The organism is Thioclava sp. F42-5 (assembly GCF_002213195.1).
Classification (GTDB): Bacteria; Pseudomonadota; Alphaproteobacteria; order Rhodobacterales; family Rhodobacteraceae; genus Thioclava; species Thioclava nitratireducens.
In genome coordinates, this window is record NZ_NBNZ01000004.1 from 168,796 (window position 1) to 187,657 (window position 18,862).

Genomic DNA, 18,862 nt, shown 5'->3' on the forward strand with positions numbered 1-18,862 from the left:
GGGGCTCTGCCCCCGCGCTGTCGCGCTTCCCCGGGATATTTTTATAAAGACGACGTGGGCGCGGGCGCCTCACTCCTCGTCGGTCTTCTTGGCCGCGGTCTTTTTCGCCGCGGGTTTCTTCGCGGCGGTCTTCTTGGCGGTCGGTTTCTTGGCCGCAGACTTCTTCGCGGTCGTTTTTTTAGGCGCGGCTTTCTTCTTCGTGCCGCCCTTCTTGGCCGCCTTCGCCTCGATCAGCGGAAGCGCGTCTTCGAGCGTGACGGCTTCGGGCTCAAGCTCTTTCGGCAGGGTCGCGTTGATCTTGCCCCATTTGACGTACGGCCCGTAGCGCCCCGGCATGACCGCGATCGGGCCGCCCTCGGGGTGTTCGCCCAACTCCTTGAGCGGTTTCGCGGCGGCACCGCGCCCGCCCTTGGCGGCTTTCTGGGCGATCACTTCCACGGCGCGGTTCATGCCGATGGTGAACACCTCGTCCACTTCCGGCAGGTTCGCGTAGATGCGGCCTTTCTTGACGTAGGGCCCGTAGCGGCCGATCCCGGCTTCGACCAACTCGCCGTCCTCGGGGTGCGGGCCGATCTCGCGCGGCAGGCTCAAGAGCAGCAGCGCCTTTTCGAGGTCGATTTCCTCGGGTTTCCAGCCCTTGGGCAGCGAAGCGCGAGGGGGTTTCGGCACATCCTCGGTCGGTTCGCCCTTCTGGACGTAAGGGCCGAAACGACCCACACGCAGCGTGATCGCCTGCTCCTCGTCATAGCCCAGCACCTTGCCGTCGAGTGCCTGAACCTCATCGTCGCCATCGGGCGCCGACAGAGGCCGGGTGAAACGACATTCGGGATAGTTGCCGCAGCCGATGAAGGCCCCGCCGGAACGCGCGGTCTTCAGGTGCAGCTTGCCACTGCCGCAAAGCGGGCAGATGCGCGGGTCCGACCCGTCGGGGCGCGGCGGATAGAGATGCGGCGCCAGAACCTCGTCGATCTTGTCGAGCACTTCCGAGATCCGCAGCTCCGACGTCTCTTCCAACGCTGCCGAGAAATCGCGCCAGAAGCGCTTGAGCACTTCCTTATAGTCGCGATCGCCTGCGGAGATATCGTCGAGCTGATCTTCCAGATCGGCGGTGAAATCGTATTCCACGTAGCGCTTGAAGTAGTTCGACAGGAAGGCCGTCACCAAGCGCCCGGTATCTTCCGGGATCAGGCGATTCTTGTCCTTGCGGACATAGCCGCGATCCTGAATCGTCGTGACAATCGAGGCATAGGTGGAGGGGCGCCCGATGCCGAGCTCTTCCATCCGCTTGACCAAGGTCGCCTCGGTGTAGCGCGGCGGCGGTTGGGTGAAGTGCTGCTCGGGCGTGATGTTGCCCTTCTTCGCCTCTTCGCCCTCGTGGATCTGCGGCAGACGGTTGCTGTCCTCGCCCTCATCGTCGTCGCGGCCCTGATCGTAGACTTTCAGGAAGCCGTCGAACACAACGACGGAGCCTGTCGCGCGCAATTCTACCTGTTCGTCGCCGGAGCCGACGAGAACGGTCGTCCGCTCGAACCGGGCCGCTTCCATCTGCGACGCGATCGTGCGTTTCCAGATCAGATCATACAGCTTCCACTGATCGTCGGAGAGCTTCAGCTTGTCGGGCGATTTCGACATATCCGTGGGGCGGATACATTCGTGCGCTTCCTGCGCGTTCTTCGCCTTGTTCTTGTACATGCGCGGGCTTTTCGGGACGTAGCTGTCGCCGAACTTGTCCTTGATCGCATCGCGCGCCTGCATCACCGCCTCGGGGGCCATGTCGATGCCGTCGGTCCGCATATAGGTGATGTGCCCCGCCTCGTAGAGACGCTGCGCCGCCGACATCGTGGCGCGCGCACCGAAGCCGAACTTGCGGCTGGCTTCCTGCTGCAGCGTCGAGGTCATGAAGGGCGGGTAGGGGTTGCGGTTGGCGGGCTTCGCCTCGACCGAGGTCACACTGAGATCGCGCGAGGTGATCGCCTGCACCGCCATCTCGGCTGCGGTCTCGTTCTCGAGGTCATATTTCTCGAGCTTCTTGCCGCCGAGAACCGACAGGCGCGCTTCGTATTCCTGACCGCGCGGCGTCGTCAGGATCACCTTCACCGTCCAGTATTCACGCGGTTTGAAGGCTTCGATCTCCATCTCGCGCTCGACGATGAGGCGCAGGCAAACCGACTGGACACGGCCCGCCGATTTCGCGCCGGGCAGCTTGCGCCAGAGAACCGGCGAGAGGTTGAAGCCCACGAGGTAATCGAGTGCGCGGCGGGCGAGATAGGCCTCCACCAGTGGGGCATCGACATCGCGCGGATGCTTCATGGCTTCTTGGATTGCGGTCTTGGTGATCGCGTTGAAGGTGACGCGGGAGACGTTCTTGCCCTTGAGCTTCTTCTCCAGCGCTTCCTGCAGATGCCACGAGATGGCTTCGCCTTCGCGATCGGGGTCGGTTGCGAGGATCAGCGTGTCGTCATCTTTCAGCGCGTCGGTGATCGCCTTGATGTGCTTTTTCGAGTCGCTTGCGACTTCCCATTTCATCTCGAAATCGTGCTCGGGATCGACCGAACCGTCTTTCGGAGGCAGATCGCGGACGTGACCGAAGGAGGCGAGAACGGTGTAATCGGACCCTAGATACTTGTTGATCGTCTTGGCCTTGGCAGGGGATTCGACGACGACAACGGCCATAAGGTCCTCACTATTCAGCGCTAAAGGGTCTGGGCGCGGAACATGTGGGGGTTTGGTGGGGATTGTCAATGCACCCTGGCGCTGAGGAAATCCCGCAGGCCTTAAACCGGGCGGCTGATCAGCCCGCCGCGATGGCGCTCTATCCGGCCCTCGATCTCGAGTGCGGTGAGAGCCTGTGAAAAGGCCGCCGCCGGCACGTCGAGATCGCGGATCACCTGATCCTCGGCGGTGGGGGAGGGGCCGAGCCGTTCGAGGATCTTCGTGCCCAGATCGGCAGGTTCCGGAGCTGGCTTTCCGGACGAACGCCGGGGGCTGGGTTCGGGTGCGGTCCGGGCGACGGTCGCTCTCCGCGCATTGAGCGCGGCCAGCACGTCCTCGGGCCCGCGCACCAATGTCGCGCCGTCGCGGAGCAGCGCGTTGCAGCCGCCCGCGCGCCCGTCCATCGGGTGTCCCGGGACGGCCATTACCTCGCGCCCCTGATCGAGCGCATCGCGCGCGGTGATCAGGCTGCCGGATTTCAGGGCCGCTTCGACCACGACGACGCCGGCGCTGAGCCCCGAGATAATCCGGTTGCGCGCAGGGAAGTGGCGCGCCTGCGGCTGCGTGCCGGGCGGGGCTTCGGTCAGCCGCAGCCCGGTCTCCGCGATCTGTCGGGCAAGCGTCGTGTTCTCCTGCGGGTAGATCACGTCGATTCCACCCGCCTGCACCGCGATCGTCCCGGTGGGTAGGGCGGCCTCATGGGCGGCGGCATCGATCCCGCGCGCCAGCCCGGAGACCACGCAGATGCCCGCCTCGCCCAGCCCTTCGCTCAACCGCTTCGCCATGCGCAGCCCCAGCGAGGACGCGTTGCGCGCACCGACTAGCGCGATCATCGGGCGGGTGAGCAGCTCCGGCTGGCCAAGCGCCCAGAGCACGGGTGGCGCATCGTCGATCTGCGCAAGCGCGGGGGGATAGTCAGGCCCTCCATGAATCAGGAGCAGCGCCCCTGCGGCCTTGCCCGCCTTGATCTCTGCGCGGGCCTGTTTCTCGGGGAAAGGGGTGTAACCGGTGACGCCCGCCGCGCGTGCGACCTCTGGCAGGGCCGCGAGCGCTGCCGTCGCGGAGCCATGTTCGCCGATCAATCTGTGGAAAGTTGTGGGCCCGACACGTCGGGAGCGAATGAGGCGAAGAGCAGATAGTTTGTCTTCTTCCGTGGTGGGTGGGGTGAAGGGGGTGGGGTAAGAAAACAAATCTGTTTCCATCCGGCCCTCCGCCTCAATCGCCCACCCTTCTTGCCGTGTTATTCTTAATAAGTTGTTACCAAAACTCGGTGTGCGCGGCGTTTGGAAGGAATTTTCTGCGTTTTGACTGCAAATTTTCGGCGTCGCCGATTTGTAGCTTCTGATCGCGCGGGCGAAGCGGTCTTCATGTGATCGCGCGGGCGAAGCGGTCTTCATGGACCGTTCCGCCCGTATCTGTCGGAAACGATTACGCCGCCGAGCCGCCCACCGTGAGGCCGCCGATCATCAGGGTCGGCTGGCCGACGCCGACCGGTACCCATTGCCCCGCCTTGCCGCAATTGCCGATGCCGGGGTCGAGGGCGAGGTCGTTGCCGATGGCGCGGATATGCTGCATCGCGGTCGGCCCGTCGCCGATCAGCGTCGCGCCTCTTACTGGTGCGCCTACGACACCGTTCTTCACGCGATAGGCTTCGGTGCAGTTGAAGACGAACTTGCCATTGGTGATGTCGACCTGACCACCGCCGAAGCCGACCGCATAGATGCCGTCCTTCAGATCGGCGAGGATCTCGCCCGGATCGGCATCGCCGCCGAGCATATAAGTGTTGGTCATCCGCGGCATCGGAGCATGGGCGAAGCTCTCGCGCCGCCCGTTGCCGGTGGCCTCGACGCCCATCAGCCGCGCGTTCTGGCGGTCCTGCATGTAGCCTACGAGCACGCCGTCCTCGATCAGCACGTTCTTGCCCGAGGGCGTGCCCTCGTCGTCAATCGTGATCGAACCGCGCCGATCGGGGATCGTGCCGTCATCAAGCACGGTGACACCTTTCGCGGCGACCTGCTGGCCCATCAGCCCGGCGAAGGCCGAAGATTTCTTGCGGTTGAAGTCGCCTTCCAACCCGTGCCCGACTGCTTCGTGCAACAGCACACCCGGCCAGCCCGGGCCAAGCACCACATCCATAACGCCCGCTGGCGCTGGTTCTGCGCGCAGGTTCACCAGCGCGATGCGCAGCGCCTCACGCGCGACGGGTTGCCAATGCGCGGGTTCGATCAGGCCCGACAGTCCGAAGCGTCCGCCGCCGCCATGACCGCCGGACTCGCGCCGCCCGTTCTCTTCCACGATCACCGAGATGTTGATCCGCGCCATCGGGCGGATATCCGAGACCAACCCACCCTCGGGGCGAAGAATGAAGACCTCCTGCAGGCTCGCCGCCATCGAGGCCGAGACCTGCACGACGCGCGGGTCGAGGTCGCGGGCGAAGGCGTCGATCTCGCGCAGTATGTCGATCTTCGCCGCGAAGGGCGTGTCGGAGACCGGATCGGTATCACTATATAGATGCAGGTTCGTGCCTTTGGGCGGGGGCGCCATCGTTCCGCCGCCGTCGCCCACGGCCAGCCGCGCAGTTTCGGTCGCCCGCTTCAGCGCGGCTTCGGAAATCTCGGTCGAATGGGCATAGCCCGCGACATCGCCCTTCACCGCCCGCAGGCCGAATCCTTCGGAGGCGTCGTAAGAGGCGGTCTTGACCCGCCCGTCATCGAACACGAGCGCCTCGGACCGACGCTGTTCGAGAAACAACTCGCCATCCTCGGCCCCCGCGGTCGCCTCGCGCAGCAATTGCAGGGCGCGGTCCTTGTCGAGCTTGTCCTCGAATGGCGCGAAACGGTCAGGCTGGGTCATCGTCTCTCCTCGGATAGCGATCAAAATTGCCAAAATGTCGCAGCTTTTGCTTGCGCCATCCTCCCAATATGATTTTAAAGTGAGAACACGCAACGGTGAACGGTTTGGGAGAGCCGGACGCCGTCGGGCGGCAGGGAGAAACGCCGCCAAAAGGGAGACATGGGACTTATGCGCTTTGCAAGCAAGGGCCGCGGTATCGCGGCCGCTGTCACGTCGGCTGTTCTGTCGACGCTCGTCGCCGGGCAGGCCTCGGCTCAGGACATGATCAAGGGGCTGCCGGTAATCGGTAAGCCGCATCTGGGCGGGACGGGGTTCCAGCCAGCGTCGTCCAACCTCGCGGAAGACCAGCAATGGCTCGACCATATGCTTCTGGTCATCATCGCCGCGATCTGCGTTCTGGTCTTCGCCCTGATCATCTATTCGCTGCTGCGCTTCAACAGCCGCGCCAACCCGACGCCGCGCAGCTTCACCCATAACACGCCTCTCGAGATCACCTGGACCTTCGTGCCGATCGTGATCCTCGTGGCGATCGGGGCCTTCTCGTTGCCCGCGCTGTGGAACCAGCAGGAAATTCCCGAGGGCGACATCACCGTGAAGGTGACCGGTTACCAGTGGTACTGGGGCTACGAATACCCCGATGAGGGCATTTCGTTCGATTCGCTTCTGCTCGCGAAGGAAGACCTCGAAGAGCATGGCTATGCACCTGACGAATACCTGCTGGCAGCTGACAACGCGATGGTGGTGCCGAAAGGCAAGACGATCGTCGTGCAAGTCACTGGCGCGGACGTGATTCACAGCTGGACCGTGCCGGCCTTCGCGGTGAAGCAGGACGCCGTGCCGGGCCGGATCGCGCAATTGTGGTTTAAGGCCGATCAAGAAGGTGTGTATTTCGGCCAGTGTTCGGAGCTTTGCGGCACCAACCACGCTTACATGCCCATTGTGGTCAAAGTTGTCTCACCGGAAGTTTACGCTAACTGGCTCGAGCGTGCGAAGAATGACTTCGCCTCGGTCGAGACGGATGGGGCGGTTCGGGTCGCACAGAACTGAATACATCGTGCGATAACACCCGAGGAACGCTTTCATGAGTGACATCAGCTATATTCGCCAACAGGACAACGAGGCGCGGCTCGGCGACTACATCGCGCTTCTGAAGCCGCGCGTGATGTCGCTGGTGGTCTTCACCGCTTTCGTCGGTCTCGTGGTGGCGCCGAATCCGGTGCATCCCTTCGTGGGCTTCGTCGCGATCCTGTTCATCGCGCTGGGCGGTGGCGCCTCGGGCGCACTGAATATGTGGTATGACGCGGATATCGACCGGATCATGCGCCGCACTCGCGGTCGTCCCATCCCGGCGGGCCGCATCTCTGAGCGCGAGGCGCTGGGCTTCGGGCTGGCGCTCTCGGGCATCTCCTGCGTGATGCTGGCGCTGGCCACGAATATCTTCTCGGGCCTGTTCCTTGCTTTCACCATCTTCTTCTATGTCGTCGTCTACACGATGTGGCTGAAGCGCGCGACGCCGCAGAACATCGTGATCGGCGGCGCTGCGGGCGCCTTCCCTCCGATGATCGGCTGGGCCGTGTCGACGGGTGGCATCTCGATCGAATCCGTGGCGATGTTCCTGCTGGTCTTCCTCTGGACGCCGCCGCATTTCTGGTCGCTCGCGCTGTTCATGAAGTCCGATTACGACGAGGCGAAAGTGCCGATGCTGACCTCGACCCATGGTCGGGTGGTGACGCGCAAGAACATCCTGTTCTACGCCTTCATCCTCGCCCCCATCGCGGTCGGCACCGGTTTCACCTCGATCGGCGGTCCGGTCTATTTCGCGACGGCGCTGATCATGAACGCGCTCTTCATCAAGGGCGCGATCGAAATCCACGCCCGCACCGAAGCGCAGGCGGAGGCCGACAAATACGCGGTCGAAAAGCGCTTCTTCTATTTCTCGCTCATCTACCTCTTCGCGCATTTCGCGGCTTTGCTGGCCGAAGCGGGGCTGAGCTATATCGGTTTGGGAGCTTGGTAAGCGATGGCAATCACCCGAGACAGTGACCTCCATATCCGCCGGTTCACCCGCAATGTGGGGCTTGGAGCGGTTCTTCTCGGGTTCGTCGCGATCGTCTTCGGCCTGACCGTGGTCAAGGTCGAGAACGGCTCGAAGATGGAAGCCTACGACCACCAGCCGCGCGCCTCGGTGCTGCCGGCGGAGGGCGCCTCGAAATGACCCAGCGCCCCACAGATCGGTCGAATACGCGCGTGCTGCTCTCGCTGCTCGCGGTGATCGTCGTGATGGGGGCAGGGGCTTGGGCTGCGGTGCCGTTCTACAACTGGTTCTGCAAGACCACCGGATATGGCGGCACGACCAACACTGCCGAGGTGCTGCCCGACAAGGTTCTCGACCGCGAGATTCTCGTGCGTTTCGACGCCAACGTGGCACCGGGCATGCCGTGGAAATTCAAGCCGGTCCAGACCGAGATGAAGCTGAAGATCGGCCAGAACGGGCTGGCCTTCTACGAGGCCTACAACCCGACCGATCACGTCATCGCGGGCACGGCGAGCTACAACGTCTCGCCCGATGTGGCCGGCTACTATTTCGACAAGATCCAGTGTTTCTGCTTCACCGAACAGGTGCTGCAACCCGGGGAGAGGGTGCAGATGCCGGTGAGCTTCTTCGTCGATCCCGGCATCGTCGATGATGCGGATGCGAAGCGGATTCACGCGATCACGTTGAGCTACACTTTCTATCAAACCGACCTTCCCGAGCCGGAAGACACCGCCTCGGTCCGTCAAAGGGAGACGGAGACGGTCAACTAGCCATCGGAGGGAGACGCATGGCCCACGCAAAGAACCACGACTACCACATCCTACCGCCCTCGATCTGGCCCTTCCTCGGTGCCGTTGGTGGCTTCATCATGCTCTTCGGGGCGGTGCTCTGGATGCAGAGCATCACCCATTACGTCTTCTTCGGCGGCCTGCTCGTGGTGCTTTATACCATGTATGGCTGGTGGTCGGACGTAGTCCACGAAGGCGAGACCGGCGATCACACGCCCGTCGTCCGGATCGGCCTGCGCTACGGCTTCATCCTGTTCATCATGTCCGAAGTGATGTTCTTCGCGGCCTGGTTCTGGAGCTTCTTCAAGCACGCCATGTACCCGATGGGCCCGATGAGCCCGCTCAAGGATGGCGTCTGGCCGCCCGAGGGCATCGTTACCTTCGATCCATGGCACCTGCCGCTGATCAACACCGTAATCCTGCTGCTTTCGGGCGTGACGCTAACCTGGGCGCACCACGCTCTGGTCCATGAGAACGACCGCAGCCAGGTCAAGCAGGGGCTGATCCTCACGGTGATCCTCGGCGCGTCCTTCACGGTGCTGCAGGCCTACGAATACAGCCACGCGGCCTTCGGTTTGGCGGGCAATATCTATGGCGCCAACTTCTTCATGGCGACCGGCTTCCACGGCGCGCACGTGATCATCGGGACGATCTTCCTGCTGGTCTGCCTGCTGCGTATCATGCGCGGCCAGATGACCCAGAACGAGCATGTCGGTTTCGAGGCCGCCGCCTGGTACTGGCACTTCGTCGATGTGGTCTGGCTCTTCCTGTTCGCGTCGATCTATATCTGGGGCAGCGCGTAAGCGCCCCCTGCCATCTCACGCAAAATGCGCAGATCGGCGCGGGGGGCGACCCTCGCGCCGCTTTCTTGGAGGCTTGATGAAACGCTATATCTTTCCGCTGCTGCTGGGCGTCGTCGGCTGCGCGATCCTGATCTCGCTCGGCATCTGGCAGGTGCAGCGCCTTGGCTGGAAAGAGGCGATGCTGGCCGAGATTTCCGCCAAGATCGAAGGCCAGCCGCAGGCGCTGCCGCCTGAAGGCACCGACACCAAGCCGCTGAAATACGAACCCGTCACGGTAAGCGGGCGCACGACGGGCCAGGAGATCCTCGTGCTTTCGGGCCAGAAGGGCGTCGGCGCGGGCTACCGGGTGATCGACGCTTTCGAGACCGATCAGGGCCGCAAGATCCTGCTCGATCGTGGCTTCATCCCCGAGGGCGAAAAGGGCGCCGACCGCCCCGCAACGGATCTGACCGTCACCGGTAACCTGCACTGGCCCGAAGAAGCCGACAGTTACACGCCCAAGCCCGACGCGAAGTCGGGCATCTGGTTCGCCCGCGACGTGCCTGCGATGGCCGCGAAGCTCGGCACCGAGCCGATCCTGATCGTTGCCCGCACCGTCCAAGGCGCGGCGCAGGGCATAACGCCGGTCCCCGTCACGATCACCGGCATCCCCAACGACCACCTCGGCTACGCGATCACCTGGTTTTTGCTCGCAATCGTCTGGGCCGGGATGACAATCTTTCTTCTCTGGCGTATCAGGCGGCAACAGGCCTGAGGATTGACGATGCGTTATGTTTCCACTCGGGGCAAAGCCCCGGTTCTGAATTTCGGCGATGCGATGCTGACGGGGCTTGCCCGTGACGGCGGGCTCTACGTGCCCGAGACCGTGCCGCAGTTTTCCGCCGACGAGATCGCCGCGCTCGCAGGGCAGCCCTACGAGGAAATCGCCTTCCGCGTGATGAAGCCCTTCGTCTCCGAGACCTTCTCGGACGAGGAGCTGCGCGGCGCCATTTCCCGCGCCTATTCCGGCTTCGGCCATGTCGCCCGCGCGCCGATGGTGCAGCTGGCGCCGAACCATTTCCTGCTGGAGCTGTTCCACGGCCCCACGCTCGCGTTCAAGGATTTCGCGATGCAGGTGATCGGACAGCTGTTCCAGATCGAACTGCAAAAGCGCAATCAGAAGATCACCATCGTCGGCGCCACCTCGGGCGATACCGGCTCGGCCGCGATCGAGGCGTTCCGCGGGCTCGACAATGTCGATGTGTTCATCCTCTTCCCGCATGGCCGTGTGTCCGAGGTCCAGCGCCGCCAGATGACGACGCCCGTCGAGGGCAACGTCCACGCGCTCGCGCTCGATGGCGATTTCGACGATTGTCAGGCGAAGCTGAAGGACATGTTCAACGATTTCGACTTCCGTGACGAGGTCGGTCTGGCGGGCGTGAACTCGATCAACTTCGCCCGTGTGTTGGCGCAGATCGTGTATTTCTTCTCCTCCGCCGTGGCACTTGGCGCGCCGCATCGCAAGGTCTCCTTCACCGTGCCCACCGGCAATTTCGGTGATATCTTCGCGGGCTTCCTCGCAAAGGAAATGGGTTTGCCGGTCGAGCGTCTGGTGATCGCGACGAACCAAAACGACATCCTGCATCGCTGCCTCGAGAAGGGCGATTACACCAAGCAGGGCGTCACGCCCTCGATCTCGCCGTCGATGGATATCGAGGTGAGTTCGAACTTCGAGCGCGCACTGTTCTGGGCCTACGGCAAGGACGGGGCCGCGATCGAGAAGCTGATGGACGAGCTGAAAACCGAAGGCTCCTTCACCGTCTCCGAAAACGCCATCGGTGCGCTGCGCGATATCTACGACAGCGGCTCGGTCGGCGAGGCGCGCACGATGGAAGAGATCGGCGATACGCTCAAGGAAACCGGCGAATTGCTTTGCCCGCATTCGGCGGTCGGCGTGAACGTGGGCAAAGCTGCCGTCGCGCGTGACCCGGCCACGCCGATGATCACGCTCGCGACCGCGCATCCCGCGAAGTTCCCCGATGCCGTGGAAGAGGCGACGGGCATCCGCCCCGATCTGCCGCCGCGCATGGCCGACCTGTTCACCCGCGAGGAGCGTGTGACCCGGGTGCCGAATGATCTCGCCGACCTTGAAGCGCTGATCCGGGAGCGTCGCCGCACATGATCGAAATGACCACCCTGAAGAACGGCTTGCGTATCATCACCGAGACGATGCCGGGCCTCGCCTCCGCCGCGATCGGCGTCTGGATCACTGCCGGTGGCCGCCACGAACGCCCCGAGCAGAACGGCATCGCACATTTCCTCGAACATATGGCGTTCAAGGGCACCAAGACCCGCTCGGCGCTGCAGATCGCGGAAGCGATCGAGGATGTGGGCGGCTATATCAACGCCTATACTTCGCGCGAGATGACCGCCTATTACGCCCGCGTGCTGGCCGAAGACGTGCCGCTCGCACTCGACGTTATTTCGGACATCCTGCTTAACCCGGTCTTCGATCAGCGTGAGATCGAGGTGGAGCGCGGCGTGATCCTGCAAGAGATCGGCCAATCGCTCGACACGCCCGACGACGTGATTTTCGACTGGCTGCAAGAGGCAGCTTACCCTGATCAGCCGATGGGCCGCACCATCCTCGGCCCGGCGGAGAAGGTCCGCAGCTTCGCGCGCGACGATCTGTCCGGCTTCGTGTCCGAGCATTACGGCCCGGATCAGATGATCCTCTCGGCGGCCGGTAATGTCGATCACGCGGAGATCGTGAAACGCGCCGAGGATATCTTCGGTGATCTGCGCCCCGCGCTGAACCCCGCGCCTTATCCGGCGAAATGGATCGGCAACGAGCGGCGCGAGATCAAACAGCTCGAACAGGCGCATTTCGCGCTTGGCATCGAAGCGCCCAGCTATCGCGACGCCGATCTATATACCGCGCAAGTCTATTCGGTCGCGATGGGGGGGGGCATGTCCTCGCGCCTGTTCCAGAAGATCCGCGAAGAACGGGGCCTGTGCTACACGATCTTCTCGCAGGCCGGCGCCTACGAGGACACCGGCATGTTCACCGTCTACGCGGGCACGTCGGGCGACGAGATTCGCGGTCTGGCCGAGCTGACCATCGACGAGTTGAAACGCGCGGCCGAAGACATGACCGAGGTCGAGATCGCCCGCGCCCGCGCCCAGATCAAGGCGGGTCTGCTGATGGGGCTGGAAAGCGCTTCGGCGCGCGCAGAACGCATGGCGCGCAGCCTCTATATCTGGGGCCGGGTGCCCGGGATCGACGAGGCCTCGGCCCGGATCGACAGCGTCACCCGTGACGCGGTGCGCGATTTCGGGGAACGGCTCGCGATCGGTGGTCGCACCGCGATGGCGCTTTACGGTCCGGTCAAGGATGCTCCCGAACTGGGCGCATTGCGGGAAAGGCTCGCCGCCTGATGTTCGCGCGCCGTCGTCAGCTGCGGATCGATACGGATCGGATGATCCTTCGTCCGCCGCAGCATGGGGATTATCGCCCGTGGGCCAGCCTGCGTGAGGACAGCCGCGCCTTCCTGACCCCGTGGGAGCCGAGCTGGTCCTCCGACCATCTCGGGCGCAAGGCCTTCTCCAACCGGGTCTACTGGGCCGCCCGCGCGATCGCGAATGGCACCGCGGTCCCCGTCTTCCTTTTCTCGCGCCGCGACGAGACGTTCCTCGGAGCAATTACGCTCGACAATATCCGGCGCGGACCGGCGCAGGCGGGCACGCTGGGCTATTGGATCGGCCAGCGTCACGCGCGTCAGGGTTACATGCGCGAGGCGATCGAGGCCGTCGTGCATTACGCCTTCACCAAGCTCGACCTCAGCCGGATCGAGGCGGCCTGCCTGCCCGAGAATGCGGCCTCGCGCGGGGTTCTGGAGAAATCCGGTTTCAAATACGAGGGAGTCGCGCAGAGCTACCTGCAGATCAACGGGCGCTGGCGCAATCACGTCCTCTATTCCAACCTGCGCTCGGATCGCCGGGGACGGACGGATGTCCGATAGGGACGCCTGCGCTCGCGCGACATGTTGCGGGGCGAACGGCAGAGGGGGCGCTGCCCCCGCTGGCGCAGCCAGCCCCCCAGGATACTTAAGCCAAGCCGAAGGAGCCAGAGATGCGTACCGCCGCTGATGAAAGTTTCGTCGAGACGCTGCGGGAGGCGGTGCCGCGCCTGAGCCTCGGCGCTCCGGGGGCGTCCTATCTCGAAGAGCCGCGCGGGCGCTATCACGGTATCGGCGGGGTGCTGGTGAAGCCGACGTCGACCGAAGAGGTCGCGGCGGTGCTGAGGAACTGCCACGCGGCGGGCGTCGCTGTGATGCCCTATGGCGGCGGCACCGGGCTGGTTGGCGGCCAGATCACCGAGGACGGCCCCGCGCCGGTGATCCTGAGCCTCGAGAAAATGAACGCGGTTCGCGCGGTCAGCGGCCATGTGCTGGAGATCGAGGCAGGCGCGACTCTGCTTGAGGCGCAGCAGGCGGCGGAAGGCGTGGAGCGGCTGTTTCCGCTGACCATCGCGAGCCAGGGCTCCGCCCGGATCGGCGGTGTGCTGGCGACCAATGCGGGCGGGGTGAACGTACTGCGCTATGGCAACGCGCGCGAGCTGTGTCTGGGCGTCGAGGCGGTGCTGGCCGATGGCACGGTGATCTCCGGCCTCAAGCATCTGCGCAAGGACAATACTGGCTACGATCTGAAGGACCTGCTGATCGGGTCCGAGGGCACGCTCGGGATCATCACGGCCGCGACGCTGCGGCTCTTCCCGCGCCCGGCGGCGGTCGGCACGGCGATGATGGTTGTTGAAAGCCCCGCCGCAGCGCTGGAACTTCTGGAACTGGCCGAGGCCCGGATGCCGGGCTGTGTCTCGGCCTTCGAGTTGATCTCGGGGCAGGGGCTGCGTTTCCTCGACGAGGTCGGACCGGAGGTACATCAACCTTTCGAGGTGCGCCCCGACTGGTCGGTGCTGATCGAGATCGGTCTGCCCGAGGGGCTCACCCCGGAAGAGGCGCTTGCGGAGCTGTTCGAGGCCGCCGAGGGGCTGGTCAGCGACGGGGTGATCGCAAGCTCCGAGAGCCAGCGCGCCCAGATGTGGTCGCTGCGCGAGAGCCTGCCGGAAGCGAACAAGCGGATCGGGTCGATATCGAGCCACGACATCTCGCTGCCGCTGCCGAAGCTGGCCGCTTTCATCGAAGAGGCGCGTGGCGCTCTTCTCGACCTCGGCAATATCCGGATCAACTGTTTCGGCCATGTCGGCGACGGCAATCTGCATTTCAACGCCTTCCCCGCCGAGGGGCGCGACCGCAGGGAATACGAGAACCTGCGCCGTGCGATCCCCGAGACGGTCTACGATCTGGTCGACCGTTTCGGCGGCTCGATCTCGGCCGAGCATGGGATCGGGCGGCTCAAGGTGGGCGATCTGGAGCGCTACGGCGATCCGGGCAAGCTGGCCGCGATGCGCGCGATCAAGGCGGCGCTTGATCCCAAGGGCATCCTGAACCCCGGCGCGGTGTTGGCGGAGCGCTGAGGGCCAAGAGAAACGCGCCCCGCCAGGAGAGCAGGCGGAGCGCGGCGTTCTGGTTCACGTGTCATTGCAAGCAGCCGAACCATCTGGCCCGGTCAGGTTAGGTCGATTTGCGTAAGAAAGACGTTATCGCGGCCCCAGCGCGGCGGCCTGCCGCGCGATCCGTGCTACATCGCGGCTTAGGGGAAGGTCGTTCTCCATCCGGTCGACATCGACCCAGCGCGCATCCAGAGCGTCATCGGCGGCGACCGCCTCTCCGGCCTGCCACTGACATTCGACCGCGATCAGCACGAAGTGATGCTCCAGCGCGCCCGCATCGTCATGGGCAAGTACATCGAGCGCGTTGAAGGCATGGGTGGCCCGCGCCTGCACGCCGGTTTCCTCCAGCAATTCGCGCTCTGCCGCCGCGAGAAGCGTTTCGCCAAGCTCGACCTTGCCGCCGGGAAAGCCCCATAGCCCGGCATCGGGCGGGTTGGCCCGTTGCACCAGCAGGGCCTGTCCGTCGCGGATCACGACGGCGAGAATGGCGGGGACCGGACGGGGGCTCACGCCCCCTCGAATTCGCAGAGCACGCTGACATTCATGCCGCGGTCTTCGAGCAGTTTGCGCCCGCCCAGTTCCGGCAGGTCGACGATGAAGGAGAGGCCCACGATCTCGCCGCCCACGCGTTCGATCAGCTGGATGCCCGCTTGCGCGGTGCCGCCGGTGGCCAGAAGGTCGTCGACGACCAGAACCTTCTCGCTGGGCTTGATCGCATCCTCATGCATCTCCATCACCGCCTCGCCATATTCCAGCTGGTAGGCCTGCGAAATCGTCTGGCCGGGCAGCTTGCCCTTCTTGCGGATCGGCACGAAGCCTTTCGACAGCTGGTGCGCGATCGCGCCGCCGATGATGAAGCCGCGCGCCTCCAGCCCCACGACCTTGTCGATCTGCTGGCCCGCCCACGGGTGAAGCATCTGGTCGATCGCCATGCGGAAGCCGCGCGGATCGGCGAAAAGCGTGGTCACATCGCGGAACATGATCCCTTCATGCGGGAAGTCGGCGATGGTGCGGATATAGTCTTTGACGTTCATGGGATCCTCAGAGCTCGAGCACGCGGCCCGCGATGGTCTTCAGTTTGCGCGCCATCTCGGGGTCGCGCTTGTCGGGGGCGGTCATGATCGCGCTGTCGAGGGCACGGGTGCAGCCGGTGGCGCAATCGCCCGCTGTCCCTTTCAGCAGACCCGGCAGGGCCGCGACCAGAGCGCGCGCCTTATCGGCATTCTTCATCGCCACGGCAACGACCTGCGCCACGTCCACGGCATCGTGATCGGGGTGCCAGCAGTCGTAATCGGTAATCATCGCGACACATGCATAGTGCAGCTCCGCCTCGCGGGCGAGCTTCGCCTCGGGCATGCCGGTCATGCCGATCACATCAGCGCCCCATTGGCGGTAGAGCTCGCTCTCGGCCTTGGTGGAGAATTGCGGACCTTCCATCGCGACATAGGTGCCCCCCTCGTGGACGGTGACGCCGGTCTTGCGCGCGGCCTCGGCGCAGGCGGTCGAAAGCTCCGCACAGACGGGATGGGCCACCGAGACATGACCGACCATGCCGGGACCGAAGAAGGTCTTTTCGCGGGCGAAGGTGCGGTCGATATACTGGTCCACGATCAGGAAATCGCCCGGCGCATAGGCCTCTTTCAGCGAACCCACGGCGGAGACCGCGACCAGATCGGTCACGCCCAACTGTTTCATCGCGGCGATATTTGCGCGGTAGGGGACGGTGGTCGGCGTCTCGACATGGCCGCGCCCGTGGCGGGGCAGGAAGGCCATCATCACCCCATCGAGGCTGCCGGTCAGTACCTGATCGGAGGGCGCGCCGAAAGGTGTCTCGACGGTGACCCACTCGGCCCCTTCCAGCCCGTTGATCTGATAGACGCCCGAGCCGCCGATCACCCCGATCATCCTGTCCATTCCGCGCATCCTCCGGCTGTCTTTTCCGCGTCGCAGCGAGCCTAAGGCCCGGGCGCGCGGGAGGAAAGAGGGATTGCAGCCACTTGCCGCGCGGTCTATCGCCGATGGGCGAGGGAAATGGGAGCCCTCACGGGAGAGAATTTATGGAAAACCTGCGCGGCTCGGTGCTGATGGTCATAGCGATGGCGGCCTTCGCGATGGAAGACATGTTCGTCAAATCCGCCTCGACCCATCTCGCGGTGGGCGTGGTGCTGATGCTGTTCGGCCTCGGCGGGATGGCGGTCTTCGGCGTACTTATCACCGCGCGCGGTCAGCGGCTGCTGCATCCGGCGCTCGCCTCGAAACCGCTCCTGATCAAGCTCGCGCTCGAAGTGATCGGGCGTCTCGGCTATACGCTGGGGATCGCGCTGACGCCGCTCTCGAACGCCTCCGCCATCCTGCAGGCGACACCGCTCGTCGTCGTCGCGGGCGCGGCGGTGGTGTTTTCCGAGCGTGTCGGCATCCGGCGCTGGGTCGCGGTGGGGATCGGGTTCATCGGCGTGCTGATCGTGCTGCGCCCCGGCCTCGACGGTTTCGTTCCGGCTGCCCTTTGGACCGTTCTGGGGATGCTGGGCTTCGCGGGCCGCGATCTGGCGACGCGCGCCTGCCCGCCGGTGCTGTCGAATTTCCAGCTCAGTTTCTACGGTTTCATGATGCTGATCCCGACCGGCGTACTGATCCTTCTGATCTTCGGCGGTGTGACGACGCCCGATCTTGTTTCGCTGCGCGATGTGGCCGGCGCGGTGGCCTTCGGCAGCCTCGCCTATTGGTCGCTGACGAAAGCGATGCGTATGGGCGAGGTTTCGGTCATCACGCCCTTCCGCTACACCCGCCTGATCTTCGCGCTGATCCTCGGGGCGGTCGTGTTCGGCGAGCGGCCTGACACCGCCATGATCTTCGGCGCGGCGCTGATCGTGGCGAGCGGCCTCTACACGCTGGTCGAAGGCCGCCGCAGCCGGATCCGCGCGCGGGTCAGAGCATAGGCCGCAGCATCTCGAAGGTTTCCGACACGGCCGCGTAATCGCCGCGATTGCCGAGCCGCACCAGACGGTCGGGCGGCGAATAGAGCCCGTCCTTCAGGCAATCATCGGCGATATGGATGCCGGTCACTTCGCCATGAACGAGGTAATTACCCTCGCCCAAGAGCTTGATGACCTGCACGACGCGACATTCGAGCGAGGCGGGCGCCGCCGCCACGCGCGGGCAGTCGATGGTCTCGCATTCCGCTTTCTCGATCCCGCATTCGGCGAATTCGTCGGTGCCCGCGGGATAGTTGGCGCAGGAGGCGTTCATCTGGTCCTTCAGCGCATAGGTCACGAGATTGGCGCAGAACACCCCCGCCTCGCGCAGTTGCGAGACGCTGTCCTTCGTGCCGTCGCGATCGGGCTTCACCCCGGTCGAGGCGAAGATCACCTGCGGCGGCGTGTAGGCGACCGCGTTGAAGAAGGAATAGGGCGCGAGATTGTCGCCCATCTCGCTACGCGTCGAAATCCAGCCGATCGGGCGTGGGGCGACGATGGAGTTGAACGGGTTATGCGCGAGCGGGTGGCCATCCGAGGTGCGATAGAACATGCTTTCTCCTGTTTGATCCCGAACTTAGCGCATGCTACCGCGCAGGAAAGGGGCAGCCTGAAAGGGGCGGCGATGCACGAGCTCGCGCAAGAGACGGCAGAGGACTGGTGGGAGGTCGAGGCGCTCTACGACCTCTGCTTCGCGCCGGGCCGCACGGCGCTGTCCTCCTATCGCCTTCGCGACGGCGTCGATCCGGTCCGGGAGCTTTGCCTCACGCTGCGTCAGGACGGCATCCTTGCCGCCGTAATCCGCTACTGGCCGGTGCGGGTCGGCGGCAAGCGCGTCCTGTTGCTCGGGCCGATCGCGGTCCACCCGACGCGGCAGGGCGAAGGCCTGGGCGGAATTCTGATGCACGAAAGCCTCTCGCGCGCCGCCGATCTCGGCTGGGAGCGTGTGCTGCTGGTGGGCGACGCGCCCTATTACCAGCGCTTTGGCTTTTCAAAGCTCGACGAAGTCGAGATGCCGCCGCCCACCAATCCCGACCGCGTTCTGGGGCTCGAACTGGTGCCCGGTGCCTGGGAAGGCGTGCACGGTCAGGTAGAGAAAGACGACTGATTGCCGAAGCGCTCCCGCCGCCCCATATCTGGAAAAGGCA

The 18,862-nt window shown here is 64.4% G+C and carries 19 protein-coding genes; 12 read left to right on the forward strand and 7 right to left on the reverse strand.

Translation table 11 applies throughout. The features are described from left to right. Nucleotides 1-69: 69 nt before the first annotated feature. The 3 genes from topA to tldD form a co-directional block, all read right to left on the reverse strand. On the reverse strand, nucleotides 70-2,673 hold the full coding sequence (gene topA, locus B6V74_RS12430; protein ID WP_088722943.1) for a type I DNA topoisomerase: 2,604 nt from the start codon (nucleotides 2,671-2,673) through the stop codon (nucleotides 70-72). Nucleotides 2,674-2,774: 101 nt separating this feature from the next. Further along, nucleotides 2,775-3,914 carry a DNA-processing protein DprA gene (dprA, locus tag B6V74_RS12435; RefSeq protein WP_088722944.1) on the reverse strand — a complete coding sequence of 380 codons (1,140 nt, stop codon included), beginning with the start codon at nucleotides 3,912-3,914 and terminating at the stop codon, nucleotides 2,775-2,777. Between the two features lie 226 nt (nucleotides 3,915-4,140). Continuing rightward, nucleotides 4,141-5,565: a metalloprotease TldD gene (tldD, locus tag B6V74_RS12440; RefSeq protein ID WP_075775905.1), complete on the reverse strand. Its 1,425-nt coding sequence runs from the start codon at nucleotides 5,563-5,565 to the stop codon at nucleotides 4,141-4,143. 261 nt (nucleotides 5,566-5,826) lie between these two features. Between tldD and coxB the strand changes: the two genes are divergently transcribed. From coxB to B6V74_RS12490, 10 genes are all read left to right on the forward strand, one after another. Further along, entirely contained in the window at nucleotides 5,827-6,612 is a 786-nt protein-coding gene (coxB, locus tag B6V74_RS12445) for a cytochrome c oxidase subunit II (RefSeq protein ID WP_233243109.1), read from the forward strand. Between the two features lie 34 nt (nucleotides 6,613-6,646). Next, complete coding sequence (gene cyoE, locus B6V74_RS12450; protein ID WP_075775907.1) at nucleotides 6,647-7,582, forward strand: heme o synthase; 936 nt, start codon at nucleotides 6,647-6,649, stop codon at nucleotides 7,580-7,582. Between the two features lie 3 nt (nucleotides 7,583-7,585). Further along, nucleotides 7,586-7,780 carry a hypothetical protein gene (locus B6V74_RS12455; RefSeq protein WP_075775908.1) on the forward strand — a complete coding sequence of 65 codons (195 nt, stop codon included), beginning with the start codon at nucleotides 7,586-7,588 and terminating at the stop codon, nucleotides 7,778-7,780. After that, on the forward strand, nucleotides 7,777-8,370 hold the full coding sequence (locus tag B6V74_RS12460; protein ID WP_075775909.1) for a cytochrome c oxidase assembly protein: 594 nt from the start codon (nucleotides 7,777-7,779) through the stop codon (nucleotides 8,368-8,370). The genes B6V74_RS12455 and B6V74_RS12460 overlap by 4 nt, the downstream gene beginning before the upstream one ends. A 17-nt stretch (nucleotides 8,371-8,387) precedes the next feature. Next, complete coding sequence (locus tag B6V74_RS12465) at nucleotides 8,388-9,191, forward strand: cytochrome c oxidase subunit 3 (RefSeq protein ID WP_075775910.1); 804 nt, start codon at nucleotides 8,388-8,390, stop codon at nucleotides 9,189-9,191. Nucleotides 9,192-9,264: 73 nt separating this feature from the next. Next, complete coding sequence (locus B6V74_RS12470) at nucleotides 9,265-9,945, forward strand: SURF1 family protein (RefSeq protein WP_168184224.1); 681 nt, start codon at nucleotides 9,265-9,267, stop codon at nucleotides 9,943-9,945. A gap of 9 nt (nucleotides 9,946-9,954) precedes the next feature. Then, nucleotides 9,955-11,352 (forward strand): threonine synthase, encoded by a 1,398-nt coding sequence (thrC, locus tag B6V74_RS12475; protein WP_088722946.1) that lies wholly within the window; start codon nucleotides 9,955-9,957, stop codon nucleotides 11,350-11,352. Next, nucleotides 11,349-12,608 carry a pitrilysin family protein gene (locus B6V74_RS12480; protein WP_088720358.1) on the forward strand — a complete coding sequence of 420 codons (1,260 nt, stop codon included), beginning with the start codon at nucleotides 11,349-11,351 and terminating at the stop codon, nucleotides 12,606-12,608. The genes thrC and B6V74_RS12480 overlap by 4 nt, the downstream gene beginning before the upstream one ends. Beyond that, nucleotides 12,608-13,192, forward strand: coding sequence for a GNAT family protein (locus tag B6V74_RS12485; RefSeq protein ID WP_075775914.1), 585 nt, complete (start codon nucleotides 12,608-12,610; stop codon nucleotides 13,190-13,192). The genes B6V74_RS12480 and B6V74_RS12485 overlap by 1 nt, the downstream gene beginning before the upstream one ends. 110 nt (nucleotides 13,193-13,302) lie before the next feature. Continuing rightward, nucleotides 13,303-14,706, forward strand: coding sequence for an FAD-binding oxidoreductase (locus B6V74_RS12490; protein ID WP_088722947.1), 1,404 nt, complete (start codon nucleotides 13,303-13,305; stop codon nucleotides 14,704-14,706). A 123-nt stretch (nucleotides 14,707-14,829) separates the two neighbouring features. Here the strand turns inward: B6V74_RS12490 and B6V74_RS12495 are convergent, their stop codons facing one another. Genes B6V74_RS12495 through B6V74_RS12505 form a run of 3 tightly spaced genes read right to left on the reverse strand, consistent with a single transcriptional unit; the run spans nucleotide 14,830 to nucleotide 16,656 of the window. Continuing rightward, nucleotides 14,830-15,252, reverse strand: coding sequence for an NUDIX hydrolase (locus tag B6V74_RS12495; RefSeq protein WP_088722948.1), 423 nt, complete (start codon nucleotides 15,250-15,252; stop codon nucleotides 14,830-14,832). Continuing rightward, nucleotides 15,249-15,776, reverse strand: coding sequence for an adenine phosphoribosyltransferase (locus B6V74_RS12500; RefSeq protein ID WP_088722949.1), 528 nt, complete (start codon nucleotides 15,774-15,776; stop codon nucleotides 15,249-15,251). The genes B6V74_RS12495 and B6V74_RS12500 overlap by 4 nt, the downstream gene beginning before the upstream one ends. A gap of 7 nt (nucleotides 15,777-15,783) precedes the next feature. Further along, entirely contained in the window at nucleotides 15,784-16,656 is an 873-nt protein-coding gene (locus tag B6V74_RS12505; protein WP_088722950.1) for an S-methyl-5'-thioadenosine phosphorylase, read from the reverse strand. A 143-nt stretch (nucleotides 16,657-16,799) separates the two neighbouring features. Between B6V74_RS12505 and B6V74_RS12510 the strand changes: the two genes are divergently transcribed. Continuing rightward, on the forward strand, nucleotides 16,800-17,678 hold the full coding sequence (locus tag B6V74_RS12510) for a DMT family transporter (protein WP_088722951.1): 879 nt from the start codon (nucleotides 16,800-16,802) through the stop codon (nucleotides 17,676-17,678). Here B6V74_RS12510 and B6V74_RS12515 read toward each other — a convergent pair. Next, nucleotides 17,668-18,267: a flavin reductase family protein gene (locus B6V74_RS12515; protein ID WP_088722952.1), complete on the reverse strand. Its 600-nt coding sequence runs from the start codon at nucleotides 18,265-18,267 to the stop codon at nucleotides 17,668-17,670. The genes B6V74_RS12510 and B6V74_RS12515 overlap by 11 nt on opposite strands. A 72-nt stretch (nucleotides 18,268-18,339) precedes the next feature. Between B6V74_RS12515 and B6V74_RS12520 the strand changes: the two genes are divergently transcribed. Then, nucleotides 18,340-18,822: an N-acetyltransferase gene (locus B6V74_RS12520; protein ID WP_088720352.1), complete on the forward strand. Its 483-nt coding sequence runs from the start codon at nucleotides 18,340-18,342 to the stop codon at nucleotides 18,820-18,822. Nucleotides 18,823-18,862 lie beyond the last annotated feature (40 nt).

Bases quoted from the DNA above. Each gene is read 5' to 3' on its own strand.
- B6V74_RS12485 (WP_075775914.1), top strand. From the start codon at position 12,608: ATGTTCGCGCGCCGTCGTCAGCTGCGGATCGATACGGATCGGATGATC.
- thrC (WP_088722946.1), top strand. From the start codon at position 9,955: ATGCGTTATGTTTCCACTCGGGGCAAAGCCCCGGTTCTGAATTTCGGC.
- B6V74_RS12465 (WP_075775910.1), top strand. From the start codon at position 8,388: ATGGCCCACGCAAAGAACCACGACTACCACATCCTACCGCCCTCGATC.
- B6V74_RS12455 (WP_075775908.1), top strand. From the start codon at position 7,586: ATGGCAATCACCCGAGACAGTGACCTCCATATCCGCCGGTTCACCCGC.
- B6V74_RS12500 (WP_088722949.1), bottom strand. From the start codon at position 15,776: ATGAACGTCAAAGACTATATCCGCACCATCGCCGACTTCCCGCATGAA.
- B6V74_RS12520 (WP_088720352.1), top strand. From the start codon at position 18,340: ATGCACGAGCTCGCGCAAGAGACGGCAGAGGACTGGTGGGAGGTCGAG.
- B6V74_RS12505 (WP_088722950.1), bottom strand. From the start codon at position 16,656: ATGGACAGGATGATCGGGGTGATCGGCGGCTCGGGCGTCTATCAGATC.
- B6V74_RS12510 (WP_088722951.1), top strand. From the start codon at position 16,800: ATGGAAAACCTGCGCGGCTCGGTGCTGATGGTCATAGCGATGGCGGCC.
- tldD (WP_075775905.1), bottom strand. From the start codon at position 5,565: ATGACCCAGCCTGACCGTTTCGCGCCATTCGAGGACAAGCTCGACAAG.
- dprA (WP_088722944.1), bottom strand. From the start codon at position 3,914: ATGGAAACAGATTTGTTTTCTTACCCCACCCCCTTCACCCCACCCACC.
- coxB (WP_233243109.1), top strand. From the start codon at position 5,827: ATGATCAAGGGGCTGCCGGTAATCGGTAAGCCGCATCTGGGCGGGACG.
- cyoE (WP_075775907.1), top strand. From the start codon at position 6,647: ATGAGTGACATCAGCTATATTCGCCAACAGGACAACGAGGCGCGGCTC.
- B6V74_RS12490 (WP_088722947.1), top strand. From the start codon at position 13,303: ATGCGTACCGCCGCTGATGAAAGTTTCGTCGAGACGCTGCGGGAGGCG.
- B6V74_RS12480 (WP_088720358.1), top strand. From the start codon at position 11,349: ATGATCGAAATGACCACCCTGAAGAACGGCTTGCGTATCATCACCGAG.
- B6V74_RS12515 (WP_088722952.1), bottom strand. From the start codon at position 18,267: ATGTTCTATCGCACCTCGGATGGCCACCCGCTCGCGCATAACCCGTTC.
- topA (WP_088722943.1), bottom strand. From the start codon at position 2,673: ATGGCCGTTGTCGTCGTCGAATCCCCTGCCAAGGCCAAGACGATCAAC.
- B6V74_RS12460 (WP_075775909.1), top strand. From the start codon at position 7,777: ATGACCCAGCGCCCCACAGATCGGTCGAATACGCGCGTGCTGCTCTCG.